Origin of the sequence: Parabacteroides sp. B2-S-102 (assembly GCF_023656665.1) — a bacterium.
GTDB lineage: Bacteria > Bacteroidota > Bacteroidia > Bacteroidales > Tannerellaceae > Parabacteroides > Parabacteroides distasonis.
Genome location: NZ_JAMOKM010000004.1, coordinates 356,612 through 381,218 on the forward strand (window position 1 = coordinate 356,612; position 24,607 = coordinate 381,218).

Annotated in this window: 16 protein-coding genes; 7 read left to right on the forward strand and 9 right to left on the reverse strand. The window is 45.4% G+C overall.

Features of this window, described 5'->3' with window-relative positions; genetic code table 11:
• Window positions 1-42: 42 nt before the first annotated feature.
• Entirely contained in the window at window positions 43-987 is a 945-nt protein-coding gene (locus tag NBH07_RS08320; protein WP_022191762.1) for a FecR family protein, read from the reverse strand.
• A gap of 107 nt (window positions 988-1,094) precedes the next feature.
• Here NBH07_RS08320 and NBH07_RS08325 point away from each other — a divergent pair, with 107 nt between their 5' ends.
• Window positions 1,095-1,679, forward strand: coding sequence for an RNA polymerase sigma-70 factor (locus NBH07_RS08325; protein ID WP_008773734.1), 585 nt, complete (start codon window positions 1,095-1,097; stop codon window positions 1,677-1,679).
• Between the two features lie 34 nt (window positions 1,680-1,713).
• On the opposite strand, the gene NBH07_RS08330 is transcribed toward NBH07_RS08325, so the two are convergent.
• Window positions 1,714-2,742: a pyridoxal phosphate-dependent aminotransferase gene (locus tag NBH07_RS08330; protein ID WP_121772212.1), complete on the reverse strand. Its 1,029-nt coding sequence runs from the start codon at window positions 2,740-2,742 to the stop codon at window positions 1,714-1,716.
• A 47-nt stretch (window positions 2,743-2,789) separates the two neighbouring features.
• Entirely contained in the window at window positions 2,790-5,789 is a 3,000-nt protein-coding gene (locus NBH07_RS08335) for a serine hydrolase domain-containing protein (RefSeq protein ID WP_156682536.1), read from the reverse strand.
• Window positions 5,790-5,903: 114 nt separating this feature from the next.
• Between NBH07_RS08335 and NBH07_RS08340 the strand changes: the two genes are divergently transcribed.
• From NBH07_RS08340 to rplS, 3 genes are all read left to right on the forward strand, one after another.
• Window positions 5,904-8,540, forward strand: a complete 2,637-nt coding sequence (locus NBH07_RS08340; protein WP_156682537.1) for a TonB-dependent receptor domain-containing protein — start codon at window positions 5,904-5,906, stop codon at window positions 8,538-8,540.
• A gap of 5 nt (window positions 8,541-8,545) precedes the next feature.
• Window positions 8,546-9,562 carry a DUF4249 domain-containing protein gene (locus NBH07_RS08345; RefSeq protein ID WP_005867157.1) on the forward strand — a complete coding sequence of 339 codons (1,017 nt, stop codon included), beginning with the start codon at window positions 8,546-8,548 and terminating at the stop codon, window positions 9,560-9,562.
• Window positions 9,563-9,699: 137 nt separating this feature from the next.
• Window positions 9,700-10,047, forward strand: coding sequence for a 50S ribosomal protein L19 (gene rplS / locus NBH07_RS08350; RefSeq protein ID WP_005854040.1), 348 nt, complete (start codon window positions 9,700-9,702; stop codon window positions 10,045-10,047).
• A gap of 185 nt (window positions 10,048-10,232) precedes the next feature.
• Here the strand turns inward: rplS and NBH07_RS08355 are convergent, their stop codons facing one another.
• The 6 genes from NBH07_RS08355 to NBH07_RS08380 form a co-directional block, all read right to left on the reverse strand.
• Window positions 10,233-11,837 (reverse strand): InlB B-repeat-containing protein, encoded by a 1,605-nt coding sequence (locus NBH07_RS08355; protein WP_224201707.1) that lies wholly within the window; start codon window positions 11,835-11,837, stop codon window positions 10,233-10,235.
• 5 nt (window positions 11,838-11,842) lie between these two features.
• Window positions 11,843-16,015: a leucine-rich repeat domain-containing protein gene (locus NBH07_RS08360; protein WP_156682538.1), complete on the reverse strand. Its 4,173-nt coding sequence runs from the start codon at window positions 16,013-16,015 to the stop codon at window positions 11,843-11,845.
• A gap of 708 nt (window positions 16,016-16,723) precedes the next feature.
• The gene (locus NBH07_RS08365) at window positions 16,724-17,455 is read right to left on the reverse strand and encodes a DUF3990 domain-containing protein (RefSeq protein ID WP_008773742.1); all 732 of its coding nucleotides are present in this window, start codon (window positions 17,453-17,455) and stop codon (window positions 16,724-16,726) included.
• Window positions 17,449-17,727, reverse strand: coding sequence for a DUF3791 domain-containing protein (locus NBH07_RS08370; protein ID WP_005867148.1), 279 nt, complete (start codon window positions 17,725-17,727; stop codon window positions 17,449-17,451). Before NBH07_RS08370 ends, NBH07_RS08365 begins: the two co-directional genes overlap by 7 nt.
• Window positions 17,728-17,872: 145 nt before the next feature.
• Window positions 17,873-19,942: an outer membrane beta-barrel protein gene (locus NBH07_RS08375; protein WP_156682539.1), complete on the reverse strand. Its 2,070-nt coding sequence runs from the start codon at window positions 19,940-19,942 to the stop codon at window positions 17,873-17,875.
• 125 nt (window positions 19,943-20,067) lie between these two features.
• Window positions 20,068-21,756: a helix-turn-helix transcriptional regulator gene (locus tag NBH07_RS08380; RefSeq protein ID WP_227793801.1), complete on the reverse strand. Its 1,689-nt coding sequence runs from the start codon at window positions 21,754-21,756 to the stop codon at window positions 20,068-20,070.
• Between the two features lie 117 nt (window positions 21,757-21,873).
• On the opposite strand from NBH07_RS08380, the gene NBH07_RS08385 reads away from it, so the two are divergent.
• From NBH07_RS08385 to NBH07_RS08395, 3 genes are all read left to right on the forward strand, one after another.
• Window positions 21,874-23,055 carry a sensor histidine kinase gene (locus NBH07_RS08385; protein ID WP_005867144.1) on the forward strand — a complete coding sequence of 394 codons (1,182 nt, stop codon included), beginning with the start codon at window positions 21,874-21,876 and terminating at the stop codon, window positions 23,053-23,055.
• A complete protein-coding gene (locus NBH07_RS08390; protein ID WP_009017976.1) occupies window positions 23,052-23,813 on the forward strand; it encodes a LytR/AlgR family response regulator transcription factor in 762 nt (253 codons plus the stop codon). The genes NBH07_RS08385 and NBH07_RS08390 overlap by 4 nt, the downstream gene beginning before the upstream one ends.
• Window positions 23,814-23,936: 123 nt before the next feature.
• Window positions 23,937-24,374 (forward strand): LytR/AlgR family response regulator transcription factor, encoded by a 438-nt coding sequence (locus NBH07_RS08395; RefSeq protein WP_009017975.1) that lies wholly within the window; start codon window positions 23,937-23,939, stop codon window positions 24,372-24,374.
• Window positions 24,375-24,607: the final 233 nt, after the last annotated feature.

The following is a 24,607-nucleotide window of genomic DNA, read 5'->3' on the forward strand; positions in this document are numbered from 1 at the left end:
ACAGATTTAATGATTACACAATATATTAGTATAGATTTCCTATTATCTTTGATAAACATCGATCCTCCGGCGAACAAACGAGGAATCCAGACGTTGCGAAGGCTCTCGTGATGTCCATTCGATAGGAGCAGTCTGTTTCAAATAATCCAAGATCTGTTCCAAAGTCTCCGTAGTGAAGGTCGCCCGATATTTATACTCCGCATTCCCGCTCTTATGCAATACGATCTCCACGTTATATCGTTTCTCCAATCGTTTCAACACCTTATCCAAAGAAGTATTCCGGAAAACTATCCGTCCTCCTTTCCAATCCATTTTCTCCTCCAGGTTGGCCGCAGAAACACTGAAAGTACCGCTCTCCTTATCCAATACCGCCTGTTTGTTCGGCTCCAATCGGATACGTTCATCATTCCGGATCACGTCAATCTTTCCTTTTTCCAACACGGCCTCTATAAAAGGTTCGTCAGCATAGGCATTGACATTAAATTTTGTTCCATAGGCCACCACCCGTAAACCTTCGGAAGTTGATACACAAAAGGGATGTTCCGGATCGGCCTCCACCTCGAAATATCCTTCGCCGGAAAGTAACACCTTGCGCTCTTTCTCCTCGAACACCGACGGATAGGTCAATTTACTACCCGAGTTCAACCATACGACAGACTGGTCTGGCAACACAAACCGAGTAATCGTTCCGGGCAGGGAATTAACCTCTGCATAAACGACAGGCTGAGACTTCTCGTCATATCTTGTGGCATAATACAAATAGGAGAAAAGTAACGAAGAAAATAACAACGGAAGCACCAATATAACTGCCGCACGAGTAAAAAGCAGCGACAAAGTTCGTCTGACAGCTTGCCGCCCTACCCGACGTTCCATTCGTAGCCATGCCTTTTGCACGTCAATCGACCGATACTCTAATATGTCCTCAGACAAGGCTTTAATTTCCTCTACCTGACGTGACACACTTTTATGTTCTACCTTTCTTTCCATATATTTTCTTCCTTTACTTATAGAGACACACTCTAAAGAAAAACACGACAGCGAAAATGAGTTTTTTTAATTTTGTTCTCTTCAAAAATATATACCTTTGCCCCATCATGGAAAGAAATCATACCAAGGCTATTAATGTCGATTTACTTTTAGAACAAATTACGACTGAAGATAATAGGCTCGCCTTCCACCGCTTATTCGAGTTATATTATCCGGCACTTTGTATGTACGCCAAACGCTTTATCACAGATAAGGAAACAAGAGAAGATATCGTGCAGGACGTGTTTTTCGCAATTTGGGAAAATCGCAGCCGTATCTCAGTAAAGACCTCCGCACGTAGCTATCTCGTCACTTGCGCCAGAAATCACTGCTTAAATTATCTGCAACGCAACCATGAAAGATATTACGAATCGCTCATCCAAGAACAAATCCCGATCTATGCGGAAAGTAGTGAGGAACTCTACACATGGGAAGAACTGCAAACGTTATTAAGACAAGCCCTTGACAAGCTACCGGAGAACTATCGGCTCGCATTCGAGAAGAATCGTTTCGAGAATAAGAGCTATGGAGAAATCGCAGAGGAAATGCAAATATCCATACGAACCGTGGAAAGATACAAGAACAAGGCAACAGAACTTCTAAAGACAGAGCTAAAAGATTACCTACCTCTATTTATCGGCTGGCTTTTTTAACAGGAAGGGGTTCCCCCCTCCCCTTCATAGTCGTTTATCGTTGGTCCAACCAAATCTTTACCCCCTCAAGTAAAAGCTGGTTCTCATCAGCCTTCTGGGTAGAGAGCCGTAGATAAGTCTCATCCAAGCCCCGGAAATTCGAAGCGTCACGGATCAAGATTCCGTAATTATCTAAAAGGAATTGCTTTAAATCAGCGGCTGTACCCTTCTTCAAACGGACAAGGAAGAAAGTCGTAGAGGTCGGGATTACCTCCAAGCCATCCAATTTACTTAATTGATAAATAAAATCCGCTGTCTCACGCTGCCATTTACGGATCGGCAACGTAAATTGCGCCGGATGGATCAAGATATATTTACTTGCCTCGATAGCGATAGCATTTACCGACCAAGGTATGATATACTTGTTCACTTTCTCTGCGATCTCTGGAGAAGCGACCAGATAACCGATACGCAAGCCAGGGATATTATAAGCCTTCGAGATAGACTGGACAAGGATTAAGTTCTTATGCGTTTTCACGTCACTCGGCTTTAGCATGTCTTCCGTCGTAAAAGCCACGTATGCCTGATCTATAATGAAGGTAGTCTGCGGATTCGCTGAGATCAAACGGAGAAGCTCCGTACGATGGATCAGCTTTCCATCCGGATTATTCGGATTACAAATCCAACAGAAATCCTGTCCCTCCAAGGATAACTCTGATAAATCGTCCGATGTCGGGAAGAAAGAGATCTCATGCTCATGCAAACGGCAAGCGTCCTCATATTCAGAGAAAGAAGGAATAGCGATCATGGATTTCGCGCCTCGCCAAGCTTGCGCTAACAAATAAAAAGCGGTGATCGAACCATTCGTCACTACGATATTCTCCTCCTTGATCTCATACCGGCGGGCCAACAATCTTTTCAAGGTAGCGGCATCCGGCTCCGGATAACGAGTCAGCTTATCAAAATGCTCGATCAAATGTTCCTTCAGTTTATCTAAATTAGCTCCGTGCCACACATTCGAGCTAAAGTTTATCTTTACCTCGTTCTTTGCGTTATAAAAATCATCACCGTGTCCGTATAACATATACCTGCTTTTTAATTAATACCTTATCTGTTAAAACTGTCACAAAATTACGAATCTTTTTGGCTTTTCCTATCAATCGCCTTATAGATCGCATCCTGTATGCGAGTACGTATATCAAGCGATCCCAGTTTATTATTTGCCCGGCTAGGATTCACCCGGTTACTCAAAAATATATAAATAAGCTGGTTATCCGGATCTATCCAAAAACAAGTACCCGTAAATCCTGTATGTCCATAGACCGAGGCGGGAGCCAAAGCCCCACAAGGCGAGGCTTTCGGATTACCAATCATCGGCTTATCAAATCCTAGCCCTCTACGGCAAGTCGGGCTCTTGCTTTGTGTAAACAAACGGCTGGTTTCCAAAGAAAGATAGCGCTCGCCGCCATAAGTCCCTTGGTTTAGCATCAATTGGAGCACCTTCGCCAGATCATTCGCGTTCGAAAATAATCCGGCGTTTCCAGAAACACCCCCTTGAAAAGCGGCCGCCTCATCATGCACATATCCGCGAAGCAATTGACGGCGGACAAATCCATCTTGCTCCGTAGGTACAATTTGCAAGGTATCCATTCGCTTCAACGGATTATAAGTGGTATGCCAAGCCCCTAACCCGCTGTAGAAATCATCCCGAAGAAACTGGTCCATCGGAGATTTCATCAGATTTTCCACCATCATTTTCAGCATAATGAAATTCACGCAACTATATACGTACCTACCTCTCGTACCCAAACGGGATTTCTTGATATCTTGAAGGATCGTATCTTTAAAGGAATCACTCACATAGAAATTACGGGCTACCTCAGTCGTAAATCCGGGTTTCCGTGTATCTGATACTATATCCGGAAGATATTTAAAATCATTCCGGACATACGTTTTAGCGTCAAAACGAACCGGATGCGTAGCGTTCTTCACCGAACTATATAAACTGCCTTTATAACTATCCTTATCAATGGCATCCAGATAGAAATTAATAGTTGGAGTCACTCCCGATTGATGGTACAGTAACTCTTTTATCGATAAATCCTTTTTATTAGACTCCTTCAACTCCGGTATAAAATCGGAGATCTTATTGTTCAAGGTGAATTTCTTCTCATCATACGCTTTCATGACCGCCAATAAAGTTCCCGCCGCCTTCGACGCCGAGGCCAAGTCATAGACCGATGACTCCGTGACCGGCTGCCTACTTTCGTAATCAAAATAACCGAACGATTTATTATAGATAATCACGCCGTCCTTCGCCACCAGCACTTGGCATCCAGGATAAGCCTTCTCATCCAATCCCTCTTTAACGATCGACTCAATTACATCCAGACGGTCCGGATTCGCTCCCACCTCTTCCGGCTGGTGATACCCCAAACGAGTCTTTTCCGTAAAAATACCAGTACCCGCATAATACAATCCCGGAATCGAAACCGGAAGTTTCCCTTTCGCCGCAATACCACCGAATATCACTTGGGCCGCATATTCCTGCGCTAAGGGAGTGCCCTCGTAAGCCAACACGACCGCCTTCGCCTTCTCGATCGACTTCTTATATTCCTTACAAGCATATGGTAAGGTAAAGAAAGCATAGACCAACTCTTTCTTCGCGGCCAACTGCCTCAACGCTAAACTCTCGGGAATGCGAATCGTATGTACGCCACAAATGATCACGTCGTATTTTTGCAATTTATTATAAACCTGCTGGACTTGGGCAGCCGTAGAACGCCGTCCAATGCTAAAGCAAGCGATCGAATCATATTCACCCAGCATTTTCTGGAATTCATTACCAACCCCGTCTCCAATCGAGAGCGCCGCGATCTTTTTCTTATTCAACTGTTTAAGAGGTAAGATCGTATCCTCATTCTTCAAAACGGTAATAGCCTCCGAATTCAACTTCGCCGCCATCCATGCCGCATGCGGAGAGTTCAAACGTTTCGATAAGCCTTTTGTTTCGACCGGCTTATAGGCATTCAATCCAGCGATATATTTGTACCTTAATATTTTCAAGCACTTGGCCTCGATCGCTTCCAGATCCAATACCCCTTCCTCGATAGCCTCTTTCACGGCCGTAAAATCATTGATTGGAGCGGCCGGAGCGAGCAAGATATCATTCCCCGCAAGCAAAGCCTTCACCGAAGGATTATCCGTTTTCTTTGTGGAAGCCCCTTTCATCGCTAAAGCATCCGTAAAGCACAGACCTTGAAAACCGAGTTCTTTCTGTAATAGATCCGTCACTACCGCCTTAGAGAAAGAAGCCGGCTTATGACTTTTGTCCAATGCCGGAACATAAAGATGTCCCGTCATTATCCCGGCGAACCCATCATATATATAACGTTTAAAAGGAAGAAGTTCCACGCTATCCAAGCGGGCCCGGTTATGGCGCACGACGGGTAATGTCTCGTGCGAGTCCTCAGAAGTATCTCCATGTCCGGGGAAATGTTTGGAGACAGACAAGATGCCCGTACTTTCCAATCCTCTTGCGTAAGCAATACCTTTCTCCGACACAGCCTCCGGATTCTCGCCAAACGAACGCAGGCCGATCACGGGATTATCCACATTGCTATTCACGTCCATATCCGGAGCGAAATTTATATGAATTCCCATTTCCCGGCACTGCCGTCCCACCTCTTTTCCATATTCCTCGATCAAGGCATTGTCCTCGATAGCGCCTAGCATCATATTTTTCGGGAAACGGGTGGTTCCGCTTAATCGCATGGAAAGTCCCCACTCCCCATCCAAAGAGACCAACATCGGAATCCGGGAAGCCTTTTGCAAACGATTGGTCACCTCCGCTTGCGTCACCGGATCCCCTTTATGGAATAAGATGCCCCCGATCTTGATATCGTTCACGTAACGCATGAGCCGTTGCATATTCCGGTTATCGGATTTAGGATTCGCTATAACCATAAATAACTGCCCGATCCGTTCATCATAACTCATAGCGTCAAACACGGAATCAACCCAATGATTCATCTTTTCCTGATCCACCGCACGATAAAGGTTCGGGACTGTTTGCGCCCCACTCGATAAAAGGGAAATACAACACAAAAGCAAGATTCCAATCTGTCTCATCACAACATTATCATTATTACTCTCCAAAAATAAGAAAATATCGCAATAGTAACGTGAATTGTGATAGGGGTTTTTACTATCTTTCCTGTCTCGTAATAAAAAATGAAGTACTTCATGAAGCTAATACTACTCATAATCTTGATTATCTTCGGCTTTCAATCAAGCGCTTGGGGACAGGCGCCGACTCTCAGTATCGAGGCTAAACAAGAGCCGATCCAAGAAATCATGAAAAAAATAGAGCATCAAACAGGCATGACATTCTCCTACGATCCTTCTATTCTCAAAGGCATTTCCCGGATTACATTCAAATCTGATAACCAATCCATATCGGAATGCCTTACCCGGCTATTCCAAAAGCTCCCTCTGTCTTATCAGATAAACGGTACCCACATCATCTTGAAGAAACGCCCCCGCTCAGTAACCATCAGCGGATTTGTACGGGATAAAGCGACTACGGAGTATCTAATCGGGGCTTCCGTTTATGACTCTCGCACACAAAGGGGCACGGCTACCAATAACCACGGTTTCTTCAGTCTAACCTTACCGGTCGGGGCAGTCCGTTTGGAGACTTCCTACATCGGATACGGACGTTTCTCACATACATTCCAACCGCTCGAACGGGATACCGTGATGGAAATTCTGCTGGAAAGCGGTGAAGCATTGGCCGAAGTTGTCGTTACCGGTAGTAATGACACACAAAACCCGATACAAGCCCCTCAGATGGGAACGATTAAAATAACCCGGAAGATGATCAAGACCATCCCGACCTTATTCGGTGAGGCCGATGTGATCAAAGCCCTGCAAACCCAACCCGGCGTATCAGCCGGAACGGAAGGATTAGCCGGGATGTATGTCCGTGGGGGGAATGGAGACGAGAACCTGTATATGATAGACGGAATCCAACTGTATCAGGTCAATCATCTCGGAGGACTTTTCTCCGCTTTCAACGCCGAGGCTTTGAAAGATGTGGATTTTTATAAATCCGCTTTCCCCGCCCGCTATGGGGGAAGGCTTTCCAGCGTAGTGGATGTGCATACTAAAGATGGCAATATGAAAGAGTACCATGGTAGCGCCATGCTGGGATTGACCTCCGGTAACTTAAATTTCGAAGGGCCGATCATTAAAAACCGGACTTCGTTCAACGCCTCCTTCTGTCGCTCTTGGCTGGATGGCTTGTCCGCACCGGGTTTGGCGATCTACAATAAAATTCAGAAAAAGAATGGGGAGAAATTCAGCGCACGCTATGCTTTTACCGATCTGAACCTAAAAGTAAACCACCATATCAATGACCGGAGCCAAGCTTACGTTAATTTCTATTTCGGACAGGATTTCCTAAAAGGAGGAAGTTCCGAGTTCTCCGTAGGTGATGATATAACCCCTTTCGAGAACAAGGACTTTGGAAAGATGCGCTGGGGTAACATCGCATTATCTTCCGGCTGGTCGTATGTGTTTAACAACAAGATGTTCGGTACCGTCACCTTGGCTTATTCCCATTATCAATCCAAACTAAAACAAGAGACTTCACAATACTACGGAACCGAGGGTGACAAAGATTATTCTTCACGTTTTATCGAGACCTCAACCCGAAACGGTATCAATGATTTCGGAGTCCATGCGAACTTCGACTATATTCCTACCCCGGCACATCATATCCGTTATGGCACCGACTATCTTTACCATCGTTTCAGCCCGGAATATATCGAGGAAAAGACCTCCGAGAATTTGTCTCCGACCAAACGAACTACCGGAGACGAGCGCCTTTCAGCGAATGAGTTGGCTGTTTTCGCCGAAGATGACTGGGCGATATCTCCCATTGTCCGGGTTAACGCCGGATTACGCCTGAACATGTATAATATACAAAAGAAGACATATGTCTCCTTAGACCCTCGTTTATCCGTACGCTTTCTGCTCACGAGGAATCTAAGCCTTAAGACCTCATACGCCCGGATGAATCAATACGTACATCAGATCAGCGAAAGTTATATGAGTCTCCCTACCGATATGTGGATGCCGGTCAGCAAGAAGCTGAAGCCATTGGAGAGTGATCAAGTATCCGTCGGCGCTTATTACAATTTACACAAAGACTATTCCTTCTCGGTGGAAGGTTATCATAAATGGATGAATCACCTACTGGATTATAAAGATGGTTACAACTTCTTACCCTCGTTCGTCGGTTGGGAGGAGAAACTGGCCGCCGGTAAGGGGTGGGCCTACGGAGCGGAGTTTATCGCCCGGAAAGAGACGGGGCGTATAACAGGATGGATCGGATACGGACTAATGTGGAGCGACCGGCAGTTCGACGAGATTAATAATGGCAAACGTTTCCCCGCGAAATACGATAACCGCCATAAGCTGAATATCGTCGCAAACTGGAAGATCAACGAGAAATTGGAACTGACCGGAAGCTGGACTTTCATGACCGGAAACCGGGTTACGGTGGCATTCGAGAATTACGAGGATTTGGGCCTCACTCCTGTCCCTCCGCTCTTACCGGAAGGAGGCTTGGACTATTTCACGGAGCGTAATAACGTACGTCTCCCCGCTTACCACCGCTTAGATCTGGGGATTAATATTTATCGACCTAAAAAGAACGGCCATCTCGGTATCTGGAATATCAGCGTATATAACGCTTATTGCCAGATGAACCCGATAACTATCCATAAGCGGTCTTGGATAAACTACAGCCATTATTTCGAGACGTTATCGCTCTTACCGATCATTCCGTCTATATCATATACTTATAAATTCTAAAGAACATGAAACCTATATTCTATTTATCAATCTTATTATCCAGCCTGCTCCTAACCTCCTGCTACAGGAAGTTTGACCTAGAGGAATATCGTACTACACCGAAAATGGTGATCAACTCGGCCTTCTCGCCGGATACAGTCGTAATGGCCAGCATATCCCGCACATGGTTTCACTCAGAGAGCAAGCCGGACGTGACGATTCGAAACGCCAAGGTGGAATTATATATAGACGGGATCTTCAAGGAGGAGATGCCTTGGAAAGAATATTCCTATTGGAAATCTTCTCGTTGGCTCGGAGAGGATCGAGGTGGATGGGTAACAGATACGCTTTATATATCGAATACGGTTCCACTGCCCGGACAAACCGTAAAGATAGTAGCTTCTACCCCGGAATATGGAACAGCCTCGGCGGAAGATAAGATTCCTTCCAAGACCGAAATCAAAGGCCTGCGCATAATTCCCCGTAAAGAAGCTACCGGCAACGGCGGTACCCTTGTCGATGGAGATGGGAATATCTCCTACATAGAAGAAAACGATGTGCTTATCTATCAAATCACTTTCCAAGATACCCCGGGTAAATCAAATTACTATTCTCTACAGATATGGGGAGATGACGACCATCTTGGTGTCCTGTTGGACTTCTCCGTAGATCCCGTATTCACGCAACAACAAGGTATCTTGGATGAGGTTTTCGGCTCTTCGATGGTAAATTGGCGGGGACGGGTATTTTCCGACGAGCTGTTCGACGGGAAGGAATACACGTTGCAAGTAAAAGAACAACTTAGGTCCGATACTAAATATTATACCAAACGCCATATTCGTTTATATTCCCTGTCCGAACCCTATTACCAATATCTGCTATCTTTACAAAACATCGAGAATGAAGGTATCATGGGCGGACTTACGAATGTAGGTCTGGCCGAGCCTGTCCGGATCTACAGCAATGTGGAAGGAGGAACGGGAATCGCTGGTGGATGTCAATGGTTTGAATCCTTGGTAGACATAAAAGATTTAATCAAATAGCGAGCAAAAAAGCATCTATCTATTGCGAATCAAATATTTATTTCGTTACTTTGCACCCGCTTTACGTAATCTCTGTCGGGAAATGTAGCCCGTTAAATTGCGTTTCATTATAAATTACAATTAAAAAGCTATAAACAATGGATTTAATTAAGATTGCAGAAGAAGCGTTCGCTACGAAGAAGGAACTTCCTTCATTCAAGAGTGGTGATACGATCACGGTAGCTTACCGTATCAAAGAGGGTAACAAAGAGCGTATCCAGCAGTATCGCGGTGTTGTTATCCGTATCTCCGGTCACGGCGACAAAAAACGTTTCACAGTTCGTAAGATGTCTGAGAACGTAGGTGTAGAGAGAATTTTCCCGATCGAATCTCCGTTTATCGAAAGCATCACGGTTAACAAAGTCGGTAAAGTACGTCGTGCTAAATTGTACTACTTGCGTGCCCTTACCGGTAAGAAAGCAAGAATCAAAGAAAAGAGAGTGTAATCTCTCCGATTCTATTGCCATACAAAAAGCCATCCAGCGGAATGCCGGATGGCTTTTTGTTTATCGTTTCTTACAATGCCCATCGTAAGCATCTAACAATGCCCATTCAAAGGAGCTTACGATGGGCATTATAAGAACCTTAGAATGGGCATTGAAAGAATCATATATCCAAATCACGCCACGGACTACCGTCCGGAGGACAATTTACAGACGATACGAGTACCATCCGTTGCCTCGATAACGAGAAGTAAGGGGCTACGTATGGATAAGCGATAGATATCACCTTGTTCCATTTGGCCGTTAGTACCTAATAAGTCCCCCTCGAACGAATAAACCATCAATCTACGAATCGCTTGGCGAGCAGTCACGCAGAGTTGGTTCCCGGAGAAAGCGATCGTGACTAGTTCCTCTCTAGCGATCGTCTCATTGGCTACCGTACCTTTGGTATACACCGCACGAATAGCGGGCAAGGCCGCACGTAGGATATTGACATCAAAATCATAATTCAACGCTTTCGACAATAACTGATCTAGCAAGTACCATCCCATAAAAGTATGGTCTACGATCGGTTCAGCCTTCAAGTTAATGACATCACCTCGATAGCGAGTCACTTCCGCCCAACCGTTCTCTCCACCCTCTACTTCCAAGTCAACGGGTAATTCCCGGAATTTAGCCTCTAGCTTACCCATATCTTTACCGATCAAGATCTCATGGCTCATCTCCGCCTCCGGGATAAACACGCCATCCAAATACCAACCTTCAAAAGCATAACCCGGTTTCGGCATCGCGATGATCTCGACCGTTTGGCCGGGAATGGCTTCGCCTATCACTTCCACCTCGCCGCCTTTCTCCGTAGATGAAGGATCATCCGGATTCGGCCCGGGTACGATCTCCACCTCATCCACCGGTGCCTCTCTCTTCTTGAAACGAGCCTCGATCGTAGTGGTTCGCTTACTAATAATCAACGTATAAGAGATGTCGGTAGACAGGCACATACCCGCCTCATCATACCAGCCGATAAAGTCATAGTCTTTCGTAGGCGAGGCGATCACGGTCACCTCATCCCCTAACTCATAGATACCGTTTCCGCTTTGCGATACATAGCCGGCCTCCGGATCGGAAGTGTTTACGTAAAGGCAATACCCGATCTCCGGCTCGATAGGACTTTGCGGCTTCCAGTCGTACACGGCCCGCAGGTACACATGCTTGCCCGGCATGGTGAAGCGATAGGTTGTCTCTTCCGATACATTCTTCCCATCGCTCTCCCAATGGTCGAACACATAATCGGGATAAGCATGGGCGATAAGTGTCACCTCTTTGCCATTCTCATAAATACCTTGACCACTCTGTTCTACCCATCCGGCCATGGAAGGAGCGACGGTCGTAATCAGATTATAATAACCATCTCCCGGCTCCGATGGATTCTCCTTCGGGTTGAAACGTAGCTTGGCAATCAAGCAAGCGTTTTTCTCCGTAAAGGTGAAGGTATATTCCGAGAGGCCGGACAATTCTTCTCCATCAGCGGACTGCCAAGCCACAAACTCATAATCCGTATGCGGATAGGCCCGTACCGTTACTTCCGTACCCGTATCATAAATGCCGGAAGGATTCGTTTGCTCCAAATAAGCGGATCCGTGGGGATCCGTGGAGAGTAAGAGCGTTAGTTTCCCCGGCTCCGGTGGAGGAGTCGGATTGAACTCATCCTGCGCATAGACTTGCCCGATGGATCCTCCGAGGAAGATCCAAAGAGACAAAATCATCGTAATAGATCGAAACAATCGTTTTCTCATAGCGATTACCATTTAATGGAACGAGTCTGACGCTCGCCCGCCTTGGTTGTCCATGTCATATAATAAATACCAGACTGAGGTAGGGCGATATGCACCTCGCCATCCGTCACCTTACCAGCGAAGTGGGTACGACCCACCGCATCGCATACGTTCAAAGTTTCCACATCACGCAAGCCGGATACGATCAACAAGCCTTCTCGCACGTTCCAGCGAATCGACGCATCGATTGCCTCAACAGAAGTCACCACATCGCTTCTCAGCTCAAAGCGGTCAGAGAGGGTTCCAGCCTCGGCCTCGAAGGTATAAGCCTCTTGGTTCAGGTCGCATACGGCACCCGTCTGCTTATCCACCAACTGAATACCTTTGCCAATATTCTCTTTCAATGAGATCGTATAGCTTCCCTTAGCAGGCAGGACACATCCAAGGCGTACCACGCCATCCGCTACCGGACGCTCATTGATAGCCAATCGATTCCCGTCTTTATCCAAACTATAGAAAGAGGCGGCATCCTTGTTCGGACTGCTGAACTTGGCGGCATCAAGGCCGATCTCATACTCCATCGAAGCCTCCTCGTTGAATACCACACGGGTACGGTCGCTTGCCTTCTCGCCTGCCAACAGCAGGTTGACAACTTGACGGTTATCCACACTACGTAACGCTGAAGCTGCTTGCGTTTCCCTCGGCAGGGCAGCCACACGACCCTCTGGATTGAACACTAAGTTGGAAGTCTTCTTTTGTACGAAGAAGGCCGTAAGCGGTGTCAGATAGACATCCTTATCATCCTGCGTATAATACTCGTAATTATTCAAATCGGGAGACCAAACCGTCACCGTAGCGTCCAATCCTTCAGCGAACAATCGCTCCACGCTATAATAGGCGGGATACGGATTCCCCACGAAGTTCCAATTGGCATTCATGACATTATCCGAGGCGTAGGTATTCAACGGAATCGCCACGCTCGCCCGATTAAGGAGGGCTTTCATATCACCGGTCTGGGTAGTAAATCCATCGGCCATCGTATCGTCGCTATTGAATTGGATAATATATCCCTTATTTGCCTTCAAGGTCTCCGAGTCGCAAAGCTGTCGCCAAGACTCACCCACTCCCTTATCGGCACGAGACTTGCCATCGTATTCCCGTACGACAAAGCGAGCGTCGCTGCTTGTCAGCTTGATCTCGGACATCTTCAAGTCGTAGGGGAAGGATACGAAATGCCAATAGTTACTCCTAGCGTTCCAATTGAAGGAGATCGCCTCGGTCTGTATCTCAGCATCCACCAGCAAGGAGGCATCCCGATAGTAAGCAAAGCTCTTCGGTTTCCAAATCTCATTACCCTCAACGGTGAGGCTACCGTGATGCAAAATTACAGCAGGTCCATCCACCTTATTCTGATCATTTACGATGACATTACCACCGTTAACAACCATAAGTCCATCGTCGAAGAAACGAGCCTCCAAGGATCGGTCTACCATACCAACTTGCACCGTCAACTCTTCTTCCTTGGAAACACATTGATCATTCTCATACCAACCAGCAAACAATCGAGGATCATCGGCAGGCATCTCCACCCTCACCGTAATGGATTTACTATCATTTCTTACCATTTGAAGAAGGTCTGATGTATTAGGGAAACTTATACGCACGAATTTACCGACAAATGCTTTGTCCTCCTTACCTGCCTTATAAGTATATATAGTATCATCGGAGACTTTTGTCTCACCATCATACCAGCCAAAGAACAAATTAACATATTTAGCCCAATAATAATCTTCCCAATTTCCATCCTGACAAACCGCCTTCAAAGTCACTATTTCCCCCTCTTCATAGGCACCGCTACCTTCTACCCATCCATAATTTTCATTATTAGAAGTTGCCGTAATCAACTGCCCAAACTCCACAATGTTATTTCCGAATGGAGACCAATAGGTGTTTGCTTTATAAGTATCCTTCATGCCTTTCGGGACGTAAACTTTACAGGTGGTCTTATCTACGGATTTAAAAACATCAGCTCCATCCAAACGTACCATCTCTGTAGACTTCAACTTGATAGATGAGACCTTTGCGGAAGCGAAAGCAGAATTGCCTATGGATCGTAAGGTACCGGGGAAAGATAATGTGCCGGTGATCGGACATGCATAGAATGCATTGTTGCCTATATAAGACAAGGACGTATTCAAGAAGTCCACGGAAGTAACACCAGTATTATTAAAAGCGTAACCGTCAATCCGCTCCAATCCATCCGGAAGTTTCAATGAAACGGGCACGCATGAGCAGGAAGAGAAAGTAGAGTAACCGACCGCCTTCAAGTGAGACAATAACGATAAATCAATCTTTTGTAAGCTGGAACAGTCCGAGAACGCAGACTCCCCGATCCTTTCTACAAACTCGGGCATATTCACTTTCCGCAATGCGGATAAACCAGAGAACGCAGAATTACCTATCTCCTTTATCGTATTCGGAAGAATAACATCTTCCAAATAACGCAACCCTCCAAACGCATAATTCGGTAATCGATCCTCTTCCATCGTAGCCTTGCTCAAATCAGCCTTTTGCAACAGCTCTATTTGCTTAATGACCTCGAAGTCACTAGCGTTCATCGGACCGGTGATACGCAATTCTAAGATAGTAGCCAATGGAATATTCAGTTCCGTCAATTTCGCACCCAGCGAACCAGCCGCCTCCAAGGTCACTACTACAGGATCCGCATCAATCTCTACAATCTTGCTTTCTTTCCAAAAAGCAGCCTCACGATAAGCCTTAGCAAAGCCTTTCGGTACATATACCAACGCATTCTCCAAACCGATCGATTGCGACAAGCCGATCGGCTTCTCAGCCTTCATGATTACTTTCGCTCCTCTTCCCAAGAAAGATCCGTTATAAAAAGCCTCTCCTTTTATAGTCAACACAGATTCCGGGATCGTCAGTTCCATCAATGATTCGTTATAAGGAAACGAACGCTCACCAAGCGTCTTCACCGTAGAAGGAATCGTATAAGCCTCCGCTTTCTTCCCTGCCGGATAAAGCAACAAGCTCGCCTTATCTACCACGAATAATACACCATCGATAGAAGTATAAAAGCCGTTATCGATTACGACTTCTTCCAAAGCTGGGCAGTTGTCAAAAGCTCCTATATTCAGCGTATTCAAGGAGGCACAATTACTAAAATCTACCTTTTTAAGATTTTGACAAGAACTAAACGTTCCCGAAGATATAACTGAGAGCTGTGTGCTTTTACTGAAATCGACGCTAGTGATATTACGACAACCAGAAAAGGCGTTTCTACCCAATTGGGTGATTCCGGATGCAAAAGCGATATCACCAGCCAAGGCTGAATTACTAAAAGCACTTTCGCCTATATCTTTTAAGGCTGTCAATTGAGAGAAATCAAAGTCGGATAGTTGGGAGCTAGAATAATTATTATTAAACGCTCCTTCTCCAATCGTAGTCAATGCTGTACATCCCGCCAAACCAACGCTCGTTAAATTCGAACAGTCGGAAAATACATAAGACTCCAAAGTTACCAATGCCGAACAATTAGACAAGTCTACTGTCCGCAAAGAGGAACAATATTGAAACGCATAGGATCCTATACTCGTCAACTTTCCGCAACCCGAGAAATTAACCGCTTGTAAATTACTACAACGATAAAAAGCATTGCTCCCTATTCCAACTAAACTCGTACAGGCCGATAAATCAAGATCTCGCAAGCCGGAACATTCATAAAACGCTCTATGTCCTATTGATCGCAATTGAGTGGCTTTCGAGAAATCTATTTCCGTAAGGGTATTGCAACCCGAGAAAGCCTCTTGGTCTATCATTTCAAGGGCTTTCGGGAATATCACTGTCTGAAGTGTCAATTTATTTTGGAATGCCTCTCCCGGAATACTTTGGAGTTCTTCCCATACACTCTCATTCCAACGTCCAACTTTCGGTAACTCCGTCACCCCACTCATATCCAACACTTGGAGCATATTCATCTGCTCCTTCATCGTCTGAAAGTCCTCCGCTCCCAGCGGGCCATTTACTTTCAAGGTCGTAACCTTCCCCACATCCGTACCTAGCTCGGATGCCAGCGTATTGGACGAGGTCAGTGTTACCTCCTTCACCAATTGCGCATATACACTACTACTTATCCCAAGTCCTACGAGAAAAGCAAAAAGAAAGAAAAGTTTTTTCATACTCATTCTATTTGAATTAATAATTGATTTACCCTACAATCATCAACCACTCCTTATCATCCACACAAAGAAAAAGCGCGAGGCTTAGCCATTGTCACCCTCCTTTAGGTATCCCCATACCCTGCCCGGATAACAAACAGCAGCCCCACGCTTCATTATAGGATGCTCCTCTCGAAGTAACTATAACAAGCATGGGCGTCTGTTGTTATTATTCCCGGGCACGAAATTGGGGATTTCAAAGAAGGGAATAATATCTTTTAACGCCTTTTCCACGAAAACGAACCCGCCGAGCTTCCACTCTAACGGCTCGGTACAAAGTACGGAATTTCCCATGAATCCCGCAAACATCCATGCGAATATTTAAGATTCCTCATCCAATCCATAAGGACAAAAGCCGAAACAAACCGAAACAAATGTTTCTTGAACCCTATGTAAATTTCCGCACTACCTAATATATACTTCATTCAGCGACAGCGAACGTTCGTTCGGCGGCGGTGAATATATATTCGGCGACAGCGAATGATCGTTCGCCGCCGCCGAATGAAGAATACAAGCTTATTTTTTAGAGAATAAGAAGGCTATAAAGCAAGAATACAAACAATACCTTAAAACTATCGACAATAACTCTCTAAGCAGAGCGACAGCTCCCCTGTACATTCCTCGATAAGTGTCCTTTTGTATAGAAGGAACCGCACGCAAGTTAAGACACTAGCCCTGTTTATCCTGCAGCTCTCGTATGATTTCGTCAAGAATGTAGAGATCGCTTTTTAAAAGCAAATCTCCATTCCGTAATGTCAGGCATTTATAAGTATCACTATTATAAAAAAGGTCTAATGCTTTATCGGCAGAAATACGCAAACGAGACGCAAGCAGTTCGATAACTCCCCTATATTTACCCTGCATAACCGTATCAGCCGCACCAGGGACAACAAGTGGAGCAGGTGTTTTAGGTAAAAGAAACGCTTCCGTAAAGCAGAGGCAACGATCTATGATCTCTTGGTTAATTATGCAAATCTGGTTATTAGGCTCTTGATGGATAAGACGAGCCAAGGCCTCCTCGCGTGTATAATCCCCACGCATATAAAGGTCAATCGTACGAATCACACGGTCATCCGCTATACCTCCTTCTATCATGTCATAAGCTGACCACAAATTTCGACCTTGACGACAGGCCACTACAAAGTCTAACCAATCAGCATCATAAGTTTCGAAACATAAATAGCGATATGGCAAGACACGACAGACATCCATATCCAAAGAATAAACATTCAGCCAAGCCTCATCCTTATGACGTACCTCTGCTGTACGAAGCGCCCAACGAACTGCCTGTTCTTTCAAGTCCGTAACATAGAACCCGATTCCAAAATCCAGATTAGGCCGGCAAACCCCAGCCAAAGGCTCCTCTATGCGGCAAGTGGAACCATGATAAACCGTCAACATAGTGTTTTCCCTTTCTCTTCAATACTACGGAAGGGTTTATATCCGTCCGGGAGCCATTGAGGATCACGATAGTAAATATATTCTAGGATGGAGTCTACGATATATGATTTCCCTTGCGTATGCAAGGTATCGTAATAAGAGCGGATATAGCCATTGATCGCTCCTAGTTCCTTCAGTTTATTATATACATCCGAACCATAACGCCCTAATCGTTCCGCAGTACTCTCTATGCAATAAATCATAAATTCCAGTTGCTTCTCCTCTATAGTCATAACCCTATCCTTTTTCTGGTTATAGATAACAAAGTTAGCAAATACTTTCAGTTATACAAAGACATCAAAAGTCATTTTCGTAATATAACACTCCCTTCCCTATAGGAGATATACTTCAATACCTCACGTATGAATGTACAGTAACTTACTTCCGACTATTCAATATACCCGATTCATTATCTGAATTATACAACTTACGATCCACGGATTTGTATTTGCGACCGAAATCTAAGTGGTAAGAGAATCCGATCTCGAAGCCCGGATAAATATCACCAAAACGCTGATCGGTCACATAGGGAGCGATCGCTGAAAGGTTCTTACTCCGGTAACGGGCGGATGAGGTAAATTGGGTAGAGAAAGAAGCGCTTAACTGAACCTTCCCGATCCTATAACCGATACCCAACCTATTAAAACGATCGGCCTCACGACTGGTCTCACCCGAAAAGCTATAGCTTCTCTTATAAATCAACAGATTAAAATTAAAGTTCTTCACATCGCTATTCAAAGAGATCACATAGAAGGGATCCGTATATGTATGCGAATAGCTATTTCCATTCGATTGGAAATGGTTCAAGCCTCCGGAGATATTCATGCGCAGATAATCGCCGAAGGGTGAATAATTCAAATAGAGTTCCGGCGTAAAGCGATGGAAACTCCGTTGGTTATCGTAGGTGCGGATAAAAAGTCCCCGGCTAGCGTCATACAGGGTCTCTTCCATGACCATGCGGGGCTGGTATTGGTAAGAGAAAGTAAAGCCGGCCTTGACCTTTGCCGTATTCACATGAAATTCCACGGCGTTGTTATGATATAAGAAAGGGGATAGACCCGGATTACCTCTACGAACCTGTAAGGAATCAATCCATTGCTCCACATTACTCAACTCAGACAAGGATGGGTTTACATTGCGCAGGGTATACCGATAACGAGCGGATAATACCTCATTGATAGTATAAGTAAGTGTTAACTGCGGGCGGAAATACCACCGATTATAAGAGCCCGAGTTTTCTTGCGATAGATAATTACGGGAGGCGCCCAAACCTACGTTATAAACCAACTTCTTCCAAGTTCCTACGTATTGCGCATACATATACGATTCAGATTCCGTCATATGGGTCGTATAATCACCGGAACCGGAATATACGTTGTCCGTATAAGCCTGCGTATGTTTCAAACCGGCGGAAATACGACCGGTCTCTAGCTCTTTCTCGTAGATACCCTCCCCGATTACCGAATAGCGCTTTCCATCTACTTTCGTATAAATATCTGTCAAAGGAATACTTTCCAGTTCTTCCCGGTAGGTATGACGGCTATCGGTATTCGAATAAGTTCCCACGACATTGACAGCCAATGATTGTTTACGTGGTAATTTCCGGAAATAATACAAGTCGAGCGAGGGACGGGTATTCAAGGATTTATTATTATCGATAAGATCGGTCGTCATCTTGCTCTCGCTATTCCTTAAAAGGGCACTGCTATAGTTATGCGGATAGTCATAATAATAAAAATTCAGCTTAGCGTTCAAGAAATAATCATCATCCTTCGTGTAGTTATAATTCGCCGTCGTAGTCCAATACATCTCATAATCCCTTCCGGGGATTCCTTCCTGTGTTCGCTGGAAGGTACCGTCTGGGGTATGAAAGATTTCCGTCCGGTCTTGCCATGCCTCTTTATACCGGTGTCCGTTCGCAAAGCTGGATAAAGAGAATTCCGAACGTCCCCGGTTATACTTACCGTATATATAATCCGCCATCCAAAACGTGTTTAATTGATGGCTTAAATCCACGCCGAGATTTCCTCCGGAAGTCCGCTTGATCGTTATATAATCCAAGACGATATCGACTCCTTCCCCATATCGCAAGCCGGGGTTATCGTGATATTCCACCCGTTTGATATCCTCCGGCGAGAGGGCGGCGACTTCTAAGGAAGAAGCCAACACGCCATTTATACGCAACTGAACGTTTCCATTCGCCATAGAGATACTTTTCGTATTCGGATCTACCCATAGGCGAGGTAAAGACATCCGCCTTGTCAAATCCAAGCCATCCATCGAGCGCCGCACTTGGTCTTTAGAGGGGAATATAAGTTGACGGTCTTTCTTCCTTATAATCGAAGAGGCTTGAATGGTAACCTCATCCAAATCGATCGTTTTCTCCTCTTGCGCGTTTACCAAAAAGGCAACGCAAATCAATCCCACAAATAATACTTGTCTTCTCATAAAATTCAAATTTGATTCGAGACAAATGTAAGGAGGGAAACAGCTAAAATCGATTTATACAGGCAAGAAACTAAAGTGCAAGGCATTATACACATACACTGATTTACAAAGCATTAGCGAACGACTTAGAGAGAAAAGTTTATATTTGCCGTTCGAGCACTTATATTGCCGATGATATCCTCTTTCTCGTCCATACCCAGCTTATGGCGGATGTCCGTCTTGCGCTGATAGATCGTACGGACGCTTTGCTGGGTAACTACACTGATTTCCTTGGTAGAGAAGCCGGCGCATAGCAAGCAACAAAGCTGGATCTCTTTTTCCAGCAAACGCCCATCAGACAATCGGACCAGATGCGTATGGAAATTATCATAGACTGCGTCGATAATCGGATACAGGTCATCCCATACCAAAAGCGTATCTACCGGGACATCCTCGTTCGTGATACGAGTCATTTGCTGGAGCAATTCCTTATTTTGTTGCGTGGGAGTAGTCGCCATCAAGCGGATAACACCCAATTGCTGCAACAAGACCTTACGGAAAAAGGCACTATCGGGTTTCTCCTCCTCCGCTACGGATTGCTTGGACTCATTCAAGAGCTGACGCAAGGCTTCCAAACGCTCCTCCATATCAATCAAACGGTTCCTTCGGTTACGGATATATAAGAAAACTCCACCAGCTACCAATATGGAAAGCAAAGAAACGATCACCAAGATAGAGAACGTACGCTGCCGGCTCATCTCCAAGCGAAGATTTTCTCGGCGTAAACGATTTTGATCGACCAATCGTTCCCGCTCAGCCTTCTCCGTTTGGGATTTCACGGTATACAAAGAATCGCAATATTGCCCTAATCGGGAAATATCCACCGGTTTATTTTCCTTTACGCCCAATATAAATTGATAGGCATAATTCAGCGCATGTGAGGCTATATCATCACTGTGACTAAGTTCCAAGCCTAACGTATTCTTCTCGATATACTTCCGGGCAGAATCCAATTCCCCTAGATTGATCCAAGGCATAACATAGGATCCCGGGGTCTCTCGCTCCGGATATCGTTCTTCCAACAAACGTAAATAGCTGATAGAAGCCTTGGGATTAAAATCATACAAGAAATCCGCATAATTACGGGCAAAATGATGGGCATACCATTCGATATTCTTAGCCAAGGCCGAGTCCGCGGCCAAACGAAGATAATAATCCGCCGAGTCCCTCATTCGCAAGCGGCTATAACTCAACCCGGCCATATAATAGGCCATCTCCTTAAATCCAGCTTTTGGCGAGGCTTCCCATTCCTTCGAGTCTGCGATCGTTTCCCGATACAACCCCTCACCAAAGCTCAAGGAAGTCAATCGGTCATAAAAACGTACAAGGTAGGTCGAATCCGAACGGGAATAAGCGGAATCTATCGCCTCTCGGTACAAAGCACGTCTTTGTTCCAACCCCTTCCGGGAATCACCCATATAAATAGCCTTTACGAAATAAGCGGAAAGTAAAGGCTCCGAGGCATGCTCCTTATAATAATCCACGGAGTAGTCGATGAGCGAGTCGTTCACCAAGCTGCGCCCCTGCAAGAGATGAAGCCAAGCGAGCCTCCGTCCATACTCTGCCTTATCGCTATCCGAAAGAGCGGAAAGCGTTATTTGTTCCTCCAGCAGCCAGGCGGCGCTATCTAAGTTATTCTCGTTTACCAACCGGTCCGCCTCCGCAAATTTTTCCCGGACGGATTTACCGCCACAGGAAAGCAACAGGCAGACACTGGCCAGAAATATGTAGACAAACCATTTCGTCATAGCGACAGAGATCCTAATTTCCGGCAAAGGTACATTATTTTCGGAAGCCCGGGCGATTCACCGATATTTTTATCCGTTTCGTCGATTCCTTTTCCCGCTCGGATAAGGAAGCCCTATCTTTGTAAGCAGACAAAGGGTTTATCTATGTTACAATTAAAAAGAAACGACTTATTGATCGGCTTCACGATATCCGTCTTGCTTAGTATTTTCGTGAACTTCGCCCTTCTGATGCGTAAATATGAGTTCGAGACCGGAAACCCGAGCATGGGTATCCAGCCTCCGGATCGCACCATGTATTATTTGCTAATCTGGTTCTTCGTGTTCTCCTTCATCTTATTTATTGTCAACAGCTTGATGTATAAGCTCGGGGACAAGCTTTTCCGCAGGAAAGAGTATAAAAGGGTATTGCTGGTTTGCGTAACTTGTATCAGCATCGCCTACGGCATGTTTCATCTATCGCCGGTTTTGTACACGGCCATTTTCGTAGAATGGCTTGGGGAAGATGGGCCCCAGCCAGCTACCCAGGATATCATGATCCGCATCGACCGGGGCAGGATGGCTACGCAAACCATCAGGTCTGCCGAACGCCGGGGCATACCGGTACCTCCCAAGCCTTTCACGGTCCCTAACTCTTTCATGACGGAGCATCTTTTCGTCTTCCTTACGGTTATGCTAAGTTCCGTACTAATCCGCCTGTTAAGCAGCAAGCAACAAATGAAACTGGAATATGAACAATTGAAGACCGAGAAGTTACAGAATTCCTATAACGCCTTGATGGGACAAATCAACCCACATTTCTTCTTCAACTCCTTAAATGGATTGAACGCCTTGATACAGAGCGGAGAAAAACAACAGACGTTGGCTTATCTGGATGAGCTATCCAACGTCTTCCGGTATATCTTGCAAAGCAACAAGAAAGAGCTGGTTACGCTAGCGGAAGAACTTCAATTCGTAAAGGCGTATACCTATCTGCTGAGCGTGCGCTACGAGGGAAAACTATTCTTCTCCATCCAAGCGGATACCCCTTACTTACTTTGGTATCTGCCGATATTGAGCGTACTCCCCTTGATCGAGAACGCCGTAAAGCACAACGTTATCAGCAAGCAATACCCGCTACAGATCGATATCTATACCACCCATGAAGACAAACTAATCATATCCAATAAAATACATCCTAAGTCGGAAGATAGCAAAGGTAGCGGTATCGGATTGAAGAACCTATGGGGGCGCTACCGGATGCTTACCGGAAAGGACATCCAGATCTCCAACCGCAAGGAATATTTCAAGGTCACGCTTCCTTTACTTAATAAACCCATTCACTCATGAAAGCAGTTATTATAGAAGATGAGACTACCGCCGTTAATAGCTTAAAGGCGATCCTAGCGCAAAATACGGTTACCCCGATCGAGGTGATCGCCGAGCTGGAGAGTATCGAAGAGAGCGTGGAGTTTTTCCGGACATCGCCTCATCCGGATATCATCTTCATGGATATCCATTTAGCGGATGGATCGGCGTTCAAGATATTCGAGCAGGTGGAGATCGATGCCCCGGTAGTCTTCACTACCGCCTACGATGAGTACGCATTGCAGGCTTTTCAAGTGAGCAGTATCGATTATCTACTGAAGCCTGTCACGCTGGCCTCGCTGGAAAGGGCCTTGAATAAATTACGGCTGTTCGATACCGAGGAAAGGCTGGCACATATCCGGCAAACGAACCGTACGATCCAGAGTCGCCACACGATCAAGAGCCTGTTGATCATGCTGGCCGATAAATTCTATCCGTTGGCGGTTGAGGAGATCCTTTATTTCTATACGACCAACGAGAAAGTTACCGCCTATACCTCCGACGGAAAACAACATCCCATAGACCGTACCCTCGACGCGTTGGGAGAGCAACTGGACGAGAGGCTTTTCTTCCGGGCCAACCGTCAATTCATCATTTCACGTAACGCCATCAAGGATATAGATCTTTGGTTCGGGAGCCGCCTGTCCGTCAACCTCACCTTAGCTGTCCCCGAACGTATTATCATCAGCAAGACCAAGACCCCGATCTTCAAGAAATGGATTCTGAGGGAGGAGGAATAATGTCTTTTCACCCCCTCCCATAAGGCGATTCACCGACCCGATTATACCACTAATCGGCGCTTAACCTTTCTTCACCGAACTTTCCTGTTATTTCGCGGTACAACAAATAAAGGTAAAAACACTATGCTGAAATGTATCACTTTCGATGGAGACACCTCGACCCTAAACACGCTCATGGGATATTTCGAGAAACTGGACAAGGCTTTGGCCGATGTCCACCAAGTGCTGAGCAAGGAGCAAACAGAACGCCCCATCTTCGTCCGGGAGGGCAGCAAGATCATTCGCCTTCGCCGGGAAGAGATCCTTTTCCTCGAGGGATACGGCGATTATGTAAAGGTACACCGTATCAATGGCAAGCCCCTGCTCACGCAAGTCAGCTTGAAGCGGTTCGAGGAGTTTCTGGACAGGAATCGTTTTTGCCGGGTACATCGTTCTTACATCGTATCCCTCTCCCACATTAATTATATCGAGCGCAAGCGGATACGTATCGGGGAGGAACTGATCCCTATCAGCGATTCGTACCTGCCCGCCTTGATGAATAATCTGGCTCTCCAAGAGTAACCAAGAGTTTCATGCGGAAGAAACTTTTGTTTCTCCGTGACAAAACTTTTGTTTCCTAGTGAAGAAACTTTAGTTTCATAGGCAGAAAACTAAAGCTTCACTTGGTAGAATGTCTTTTCCTGATTTATCTAGACACTTTTTTTGTTTATAAACGTAATCAGTAGACAGTAGTTATAAAGTAATACTGATATAGTAGTCACTTCTTTTAACTTCATACTGATAACATAGACACA

Coding starts and splice junctions, on each gene's coding strand:
- NBH07_RS08390 (WP_009017976.1), top strand. CDS start 23,052: ATGAAAGCAGTTATTATAGAAGATGAGACTACCGCCGTTAATAGCTTA.
- NBH07_RS08340 (WP_156682537.1), top strand. CDS start 5,904: ATGAAGCTAATACTACTCATAATCTTGATTATCTTCGGCTTTCAATCA.
- NBH07_RS08360 (WP_156682538.1), bottom strand. CDS start 16,015: ATGAAAAAACTTTTCTTTCTTTTTGCTTTTCTCGTAGGACTTGGGATA.
- NBH07_RS08320 (WP_022191762.1), bottom strand. CDS start 987: ATGGAAAGAAAGGTAGAACATAAAAGTGTGTCACGTCAGGTAGAGGAA.
- NBH07_RS08330 (WP_121772212.1), bottom strand. CDS start 2,742: ATGTTATACGGACACGGTGATGATTTTTATAACGCAAAGAACGAGGTA.
- NBH07_RS08335 (WP_156682536.1), bottom strand. CDS start 5,789: ATGAGACAGATTGGAATCTTGCTTTTGTGTTGTATTTCCCTTTTATCG.
- NBH07_RS08355 (WP_224201707.1), bottom strand. CDS start 11,837: ATGAGAAAACGATTGTTTCGATCTATTACGATGATTTTGTCTCTTTGG.
- rplS (WP_005854040.1), top strand. CDS start 9,700: ATGGATTTAATTAAGATTGCAGAAGAAGCGTTCGCTACGAAGAAGGAA.
- NBH07_RS08385 (WP_005867144.1), top strand. CDS start 21,874: ATGTTACAATTAAAAAGAAACGACTTATTGATCGGCTTCACGATATCC.
- NBH07_RS08365 (WP_008773742.1), bottom strand. CDS start 17,455: ATGTTGACGGTTTATCATGGTTCCACTTGCCGCATAGAGGAGCCTTTG.
- NBH07_RS08395 (WP_009017975.1), top strand. CDS start 23,937: ATGCTGAAATGTATCACTTTCGATGGAGACACCTCGACCCTAAACACG.
- NBH07_RS08345 (WP_005867157.1), top strand. CDS start 8,546: ATGAAACCTATATTCTATTTATCAATCTTATTATCCAGCCTGCTCCTA.
- NBH07_RS08370 (WP_005867148.1), bottom strand. CDS start 17,727: ATGACTATAGAGGAGAAGCAACTGGAATTTATGATTTATTGCATAGAG.
- NBH07_RS08375 (WP_156682539.1), bottom strand. CDS start 19,942: ATGAGAAGACAAGTATTATTTGTGGGATTGATTTGCGTTGCCTTTTTG.
- NBH07_RS08325 (WP_008773734.1), top strand. CDS start 1,095: ATGGAAAGAAATCATACCAAGGCTATTAATGTCGATTTACTTTTAGAA.